This is a genomic window from Bartonella sp. AD328YNZD (assembly GCF_042196425.1).
The window spans coordinates 1-6,616 of sequence record NZ_JBHIQG010000018.1; the positions used below are offsets into that span (position 1 = coordinate 1).

The 6,616-nt window shown below is 37.8% G+C and carries 4 protein-coding genes and 1 pseudogene; 1 reads left to right on the top strand and 4 read right to left on the bottom strand.

The window, feature by feature from the left end; all coding sequences use genetic code 11:
* Window positions 1-165: pseudogene (locus ACFIO3_RS01980) on the top strand (ATPase); the annotation flags it as partial.
* 375 nt (window positions 166-540) lie between these two features.
* On the opposite strand, the gene ACFIO3_RS01985 reads toward ACFIO3_RS01980, so the two are convergent.
* The 4 genes from ACFIO3_RS01985 to uvrA form a co-directional block, all read right to left on the bottom strand.
* On the bottom strand, window positions 541-1,086 hold the full coding sequence (locus tag ACFIO3_RS01985) for a hypothetical protein (RefSeq protein ID WP_375606673.1): 546 nt from the start codon (window positions 1,084-1,086) through the stop codon (window positions 541-543).
* 156 nt (window positions 1,087-1,242) lie between these two features.
* On the bottom strand, window positions 1,243-2,652 hold the full coding sequence (gene glnA, locus ACFIO3_RS01990; protein ID WP_375606672.1) for a type I glutamate--ammonia ligase: 1,410 nt from the start codon (window positions 2,650-2,652) through the stop codon (window positions 1,243-1,245).
* A gap of 59 nt (window positions 2,653-2,711) precedes the next feature.
* Window positions 2,712-3,050 carry a P-II family nitrogen regulator gene (locus ACFIO3_RS01995; RefSeq protein ID WP_375606671.1) on the bottom strand — a complete coding sequence of 113 codons (339 nt, stop codon included), beginning with the start codon at window positions 3,048-3,050 and terminating at the stop codon, window positions 2,712-2,714.
* 1,052 nt (window positions 3,051-4,102) lie between these two features.
* On the bottom strand, window positions 4,103-6,616 hold a 2,514-nt coding region (uvrA, locus tag ACFIO3_RS02000), incomplete at its 5' end, for an excinuclease ABC subunit UvrA (RefSeq protein ID WP_375704063.1).

The following is a 6,616-nucleotide window of genomic DNA, read 5'->3' on the forward strand; positions in this document are numbered from 1 at the left end:
GTTGCTGCGGGAAAGATTGATGCTGATCATGCATGGTCTATTGCCCATTTAGATGAAGATTGGATGATGGAACAATGGGGAAGGGATAAAGAAACAATAGCACGCCGTACTCATAAAAAAGTTGAATTTAATGCTGCGGTTACAATTGCTACAGTATGTTTATAAGATTTCTTTGTTTCCGTGGGCTTTTTAAAGAAACATCTCTCAAAGAGTACCCAAGCCCATTTCACGGTGACAACCATGAATGGTATAACGATAAAGCCATTGAACACCACCATCTTTACGCTTGTGAAGAAGCAAGCCAGTACCATCATACACTTTACCAGCTCGTAGGTGTTGCGAACAGTCCTTGGTATTTGAGAGGGTTCATAAGAGGCATTTTTAGTTCTTTCTTGTACAGTTTTTACTCATATGCTAGCCCCGTTTTTGACGCGCAAGGAAATGGTCTTTATTGATTCAATATACACAGATTTGAAATGAGAGAATCTTACGATATTTAGCTTTCTAATTCATTTATAAATCAATGTGTTGTTTTTGCTGTTACATTATTTTTGTGATTTTGAGAGGATTGATTTTTACTTTTTCAAGTCCAGGAAATATTTCATTGGTTATGTTTAAGATTGCTTCGTCATTACCACGGATAAAATACCATTCATTATCGTGAAGGAGGGCAATAATTTCAGTTTGAATAGAGCATTTTTTTCCAGCATTTGTTGCGGTTACAAGCTCCACGGGTATAACAAAATAAGGAATGCCATTATCAAGTGTCCCTTCACGTTTTTGTTTTTGATCAATGTTGATTGTTTCAATCTTGTAACTTTCTGCCAACCGTTCTATTTGGCTTTTCATAATTTGTAGAAATTGTGATTGATTAAGATTTTTTTTGGCGGTTAAGCGGTTGATGATTTGGGGAGGAATAGCATTTAAGATGGCATTTGCATCGGCATTTTTAAGTGCTTTACTATAAGCAGATGTTGCTTTCTCAAGAGTTGTAAGCTTTTGGTTGGTTATTGTATGTGCTTTAGTTGTTGATGTGATAAAGACAATGCATAAAAGAACGGGAACGAGAAAACAAATTCGCGGCATTAGAAACCTTTGTTAATTCATTTGAAGAGATTCAACGCATTATAAAGGAAAAGCGGATGAGCAAAAAGCCTCTTGTGCTTTTGCATGAGACGAATATCCACAAAAATGGAGGCTTTTGCCTCCATTTTTAAAATCAAAAGAATGCGTATTAATTGTTTAAACAGAATAGTACATATCAAATTCAACAGGATGGGGTGTTGTTTCGTAACGCAAGACTTCTTGCATCTTTACTTGAATGAAGGAATTAATCTGATCATCATCAAAAACGTCGCCAGCTTTAAGAAAGCCACGATCTTTGTCAAGTGCTTCAAGCGCTTCACGCAGGCTTCCTGAAACAGTAGGGATTTCTTTAAGTTCCTTTAAGGGAAGATCATAAAGATCTTTATCCATAGCATGTCCGGGATGAATTTTGTTTTTGATACCGTCAAGACCAGCCATTAAAAGGGCTGCAAATGCCAAATAGGGATTTGCTGTTGGGTCTGGAAAACGAACTTCTACGCGTTTTGAATTTGGTGAGGAGCTCATTGGAATACGGCAAGATGCAGAACGATTACGTGCTGAATAGGCAAGAAGAACAGGAGCTTCATAACCAGGAACCAAACGTTTATAGGAGTTTGTGGATGGGTTGGTAAAAGCATTTATTGCTTTTGCGTGCTTAATAACACCACCGATAAAAAACAGACAGGTTTCTGATAGTCCAGCATATTCATTTCCTGCAAAAATGGGTTTGCCATCTTTCCAAATGGAAATGTGGACATGCATTCCAGAGCCGTTATCACCAAAAACTGGTTTTGGCATGAAGGTTGCTGTTTTCCCATAACTGTTTGCTATTTGATGTACAACATATTTAAAAATTTGCATCTTGTCAGCCTCGCGAACAAGTGTATCAAAACGAATACCTAATTCATGTTGGCCCGCTGCTACTTCGTGATGGTGTTTTTCGACCTGTACACCCATATCTTTGAGTGCTGTGAGCATTTCAGAACGCATATCTTGGCAAGAATCAATCGGCGGAACAGGAAGGTAGCCTCCCTTTATTCGTGGGCGATGCCCTAGATTTCCTGTTTCATATTCCGTATCATCATTGGAGGGAAGTTCACTTGAATCGAGTTTAAACCCTGTGTTGTAAGGGTCCGTTTTATAGCGCACATCATCAAAGATAAAAAACTCTGCTTCTGGACCCACATTGATTGTATCTCCAATGTTTAAAGATTTCATATAAACCTCAGCCCTTTTGGCGATAGAACGAGGATCTCTACGATAAAATTCACCAGAGACAGGGTCAAGTACGTCACAAAATATGACCAAAGTAGATTGAGCAAAAAAAGGATCAATATGTGCTGTTGCTGGATCTGGCATTAAAACCATGTCAGATTCATTAATTGTTTTCCAACCAGCAATTGAAGAGCCATCAAACATAACACCATCACTAAAAGTATCCTCGCTGATTTCTGCGATATCCATTGTGATGTGATGCAATTTTCCTCGTGGATCAGTAAAACGTAAATCAACAAAACGGATTTCGTTGTCTGCAATCTGTTTGATAATATCTGATGCGGTTGTCATATTCAATTTCCTTAATGTGGCGTTGAGGTGGATAAAAAGACTAATTTTTTCGTTATCTATTAAAGGGCATCGATCCCAGTTTCGTCAGTCCCTATACGAATGGCATCATCAATGGAAAAGACAAATATTTTTCCATCTCCTATATGTTTGGTTTGGGCTGCTTTACGTATTGCATCAACAGTTTGTTCCAGTTTGTCATCGGACACGACAATTTCAATTTTTACTTTAGGGAGAAAGTCAACAACATATTTCGTCCCACGATAAAGTTCTGTATGTTCCCTTTGACGACCAAAACCTTTCGCTTCTGTTACTGTAATACCATGTAACCCAATTTTTTGAAGCGCTTCTTTCACTTCATCAAGTTTGAAAGGTTTTATAATGGCTTCAATTTTTTTCATGCTGAAATTATCTCCAACGTTATTTTGTCTTTTTAGACTGCATCACATTATATTGACAACTGTAAGATGTCCAACAGATACTTTGTGCACAAAAAGTCGGAAATGATGATACTATATATTCTTGGAGAGGCGCTTCTTTTGTAAAATTAAAGTGAAATATTATTGTTTTGGAAAAAACTTATAATCCTTATAAGCGAATCAAAATAATATCATTAAGAGAGTTTGCTTCCTTTTTGGGGGATAATACATTGACTTATAAGGATAATTAGACGTTTTCTATATGGCATGAGGAATTCTAATAGCGTAAGATTTTCTCATTTTAGATCGTCTCATCAAAGCTATATCCTTGTATATCAAGAGATATGAGTGTGTGGATAAAAACATTTGAAAAAGGAATATAAATGCTTTTTATGAAAGCTCTCGATAACCAAAGGTTATTACAATATTAGAGATTAGGGGAGAGCGCAAATATTGGAAATGAAGGTGTTAGTTTGCACTTGCTTAAAAGCACAAAGATAGTGGTGTATAATAATTAATTTACCATTCTCAGGTGATGTCGTGAACTGGATTTGGGAGTGTTGAAAAATATTTTTTAAAACAAACGTGTGAATTGGCAACGCAAATATATTCTATTTGGGGCGTTTTGTTTTTCGTGAGGAGCGAGATCTCATTAAAGAATGCGATAAACAAAAGCGTGAAGCAATGCGCAATCTTCATTCTTTTTAAAATATTGCTGTGGATGTTTTTGAAAATCGTAAAGATGAATTAAAAGGGGAGGGTAAAGATGGAAACTGGTTTATACCCTTAAAACTTCATATCCTTTCAAAATTAGGTTGTCTTCTCGTTTCAGAGATTACACCCAATAGAGCTATGCAATATGTTTGCCGCTATTTGACAATACAAAAACTAAAATAAAACAGCTTATAAAGCGCTAAATTGTTTTTAGTCTTTGCTTCCAACATGTTGCACCACTGGAATTAGGTGTTGGTTTACAGGTAACAATAAAAGTACAGGCTTTGTTCGTATGCTGTATTTTATAAGGGGAAGCATTTTTAAGAATTGGAATTATAGAGGGATGGGCGCAGTAAAACATCTTTTAGAAATTTTCCTGTATAGGAAGCGGGAATTTTAATAATGTCTTCAGGGCGTCCAATTGCAACGATTTCTCCACCGCGATCTCCACCTTCTGGTCCTAAATCAATAATCCAGTCGGCTGTTTTTATAACATCAAGGTTATGTTCAATGACGATGACTGTGTTGCCTTGCTCGACTAGTTCGTGAAGCACTTCAAGAAGTTTGGAAATATCATGAAAATGTAAACCTGTTGTCGGTTCATCCAAAATATAGAGTGTACGTCCCGTTGTTTTACGAGAAAGTTCTTTCGCAAGTTTTACACGTTGTGCTTCCCCACCAGAAAGTGTGGTTGCTTGCTGTCCTACTTTTATGTAACCCAATCCTACTTTAATGAGAGTTTCCATTTTATTATGAATAGCGGGAATAGCTTGGAAAAATTCTTCTGCCTTTTCAATTGTCATATCCAAAATATCGGCTATAGACTGTCCTTTGAATTTTATTTCTAGTGTTTCTCGGTTATAGCGTTTTCCTTTACAGACATCGCAAGTAACATAGACATCAGGTAAAAAATGCATTTCAATTTTGATGACTCCATCACCTTGACATGTTTCGCAACGTCCTCCTTTAACATTAAATGAAAAACGCCCAGCTTTGTAACCGCGGGCTTTTGATTCTGGAAGATCGGCAAACCACTCACGAATCGGTGTAAAAGCACCTGTATAGGTTGCGGGATTAGAGCGTGGGGTGCGTCCAATAGGGGACTGGTTGATATCAATGACTTTATCAAGAAATTCTAGTCCTTCAATTTTGTCATAGCTGGCAGGGCTGTGATGAGAGCCCATGATATGATGTGATGCTGCTTTGAAAAGCGTTTCAATAAGAAATGTTGACTTTCCTCCTCCAGAAACACCAGTTATGCATGTGAAGGTTCCAAGAGGGATGTTTGCATTGATATTTTTGAGGTTATTGCCTTTGGCACCGATGATTTTAAGTGTTTTCGATTTTGATATTTTACGCCGTTCTGTTGGCATTCTAACAGCCATTTTTCCTGAAAGGTATTGGCCTGTGAGAGAGGCTGAATTTTCTATAATTTCCTGCGGTGTTCCTTGTGCTACGATTTTTCCACCATGAACGCCCGCGGCCGGCCCCATATCGACAACATAGTCTGCCGTGAGAATAGCATCTTCATCATGTTCAACGACAATAACTGTATTGCCAAGATTGCGCAAATGCTGCAGCATTTCCAAAAGGCGTTCATTATCGCGTTGGTGTAAACCGATAGATGGTTCATCTAAAATATAAAGAACGCCTGTAAGACCAGAACCAATTTGAGATGCTAATCGAATACGTTGGCTTTCTCCCCCTGAAAGCGTTCCTGAATTTCGAGACAAGGTAAGATATTCCAATCCTACATGATTTAAAAAAGCCAAACGTTCACGAATTTCTTTTAAAATACGTACGGCGATATTACGTTGTTTTTCTGTGAGATATTGATGAACATTGGCAAACCAATCATCTGCTTGTGAGATGGAAAGATCTGATATTTGCCCAATATGCATTCCGTTGATTTTTACAGCAAGTGCCTCTGGTTTTAAACGATAACCGTGACAAGCCGGACAGGGCGAAGAAGACATATAACGTTCGATTTCTTCTCGAGACCAAGCAGAATCGGTTTCTTTCCAGCGTCTCTCCATATTAGGGATGATTCCTTCAAAAGGTTGGGTCGTTTTATGCGAACCAGAATTATTTTTATAGATAAAAGAAATTTCATCTCTTTTTGTACCGTAAAGAATAGCCTGTTGTGCTTCATTAGAGAGTTCACACCATTGATCTGTGAGTTTGAAACCGTAAGCTTTTCCTAATGCTTCTAAGGTTTGTTTATAGTAAAGTGAATCTGATTTAGCCCAAGGGGCAATGGCGCCATTCTTGAGGGTAAGATTTTTATTGGGCACAATTTTCAGTGGATCCATTGCTTTTTTTATGCCCAGTCCATCGCAGAGAGGACAGGCGCCAAAAGGATTATTGAACGAAAAAAGGCGTGGTTCAATTTCAGGAATAGAAAAACCCGATACAGGGCAGGAAAACTTTTCTGAAAAAATGAGCCGTTTGTGTGTATCATTTTTTGATTTATGAGCAGATTCCTTTGTCGTTTCTTTTTGTGCTAAGGGTTGGTCTGCCATTTCAGCAATGGCAAGCCCATTTGCTAGCTGTAAACAGGTTTCTATACTATCAGCTAAACGAGAGGTGATATCCTTTTGTACAACAATGCGGTCTACCACGACATCGATGTCGTGTTTATATTTTTTATCAAGAGGTGGAATATCAGCGATTTCATAGAATTTTCCATCAACTTTAGCGCGTTGAAATCCTCTTTTTAAAAGTTCTGTTAGCTCTTTTTTATATTCTCCCTTTCGTCCTCGCACCAAAGGGGCCATAATAAAAATTCGCGTTCCTTCTGGTAAGGACATAATTTGATCCACCATTTGGCTTAC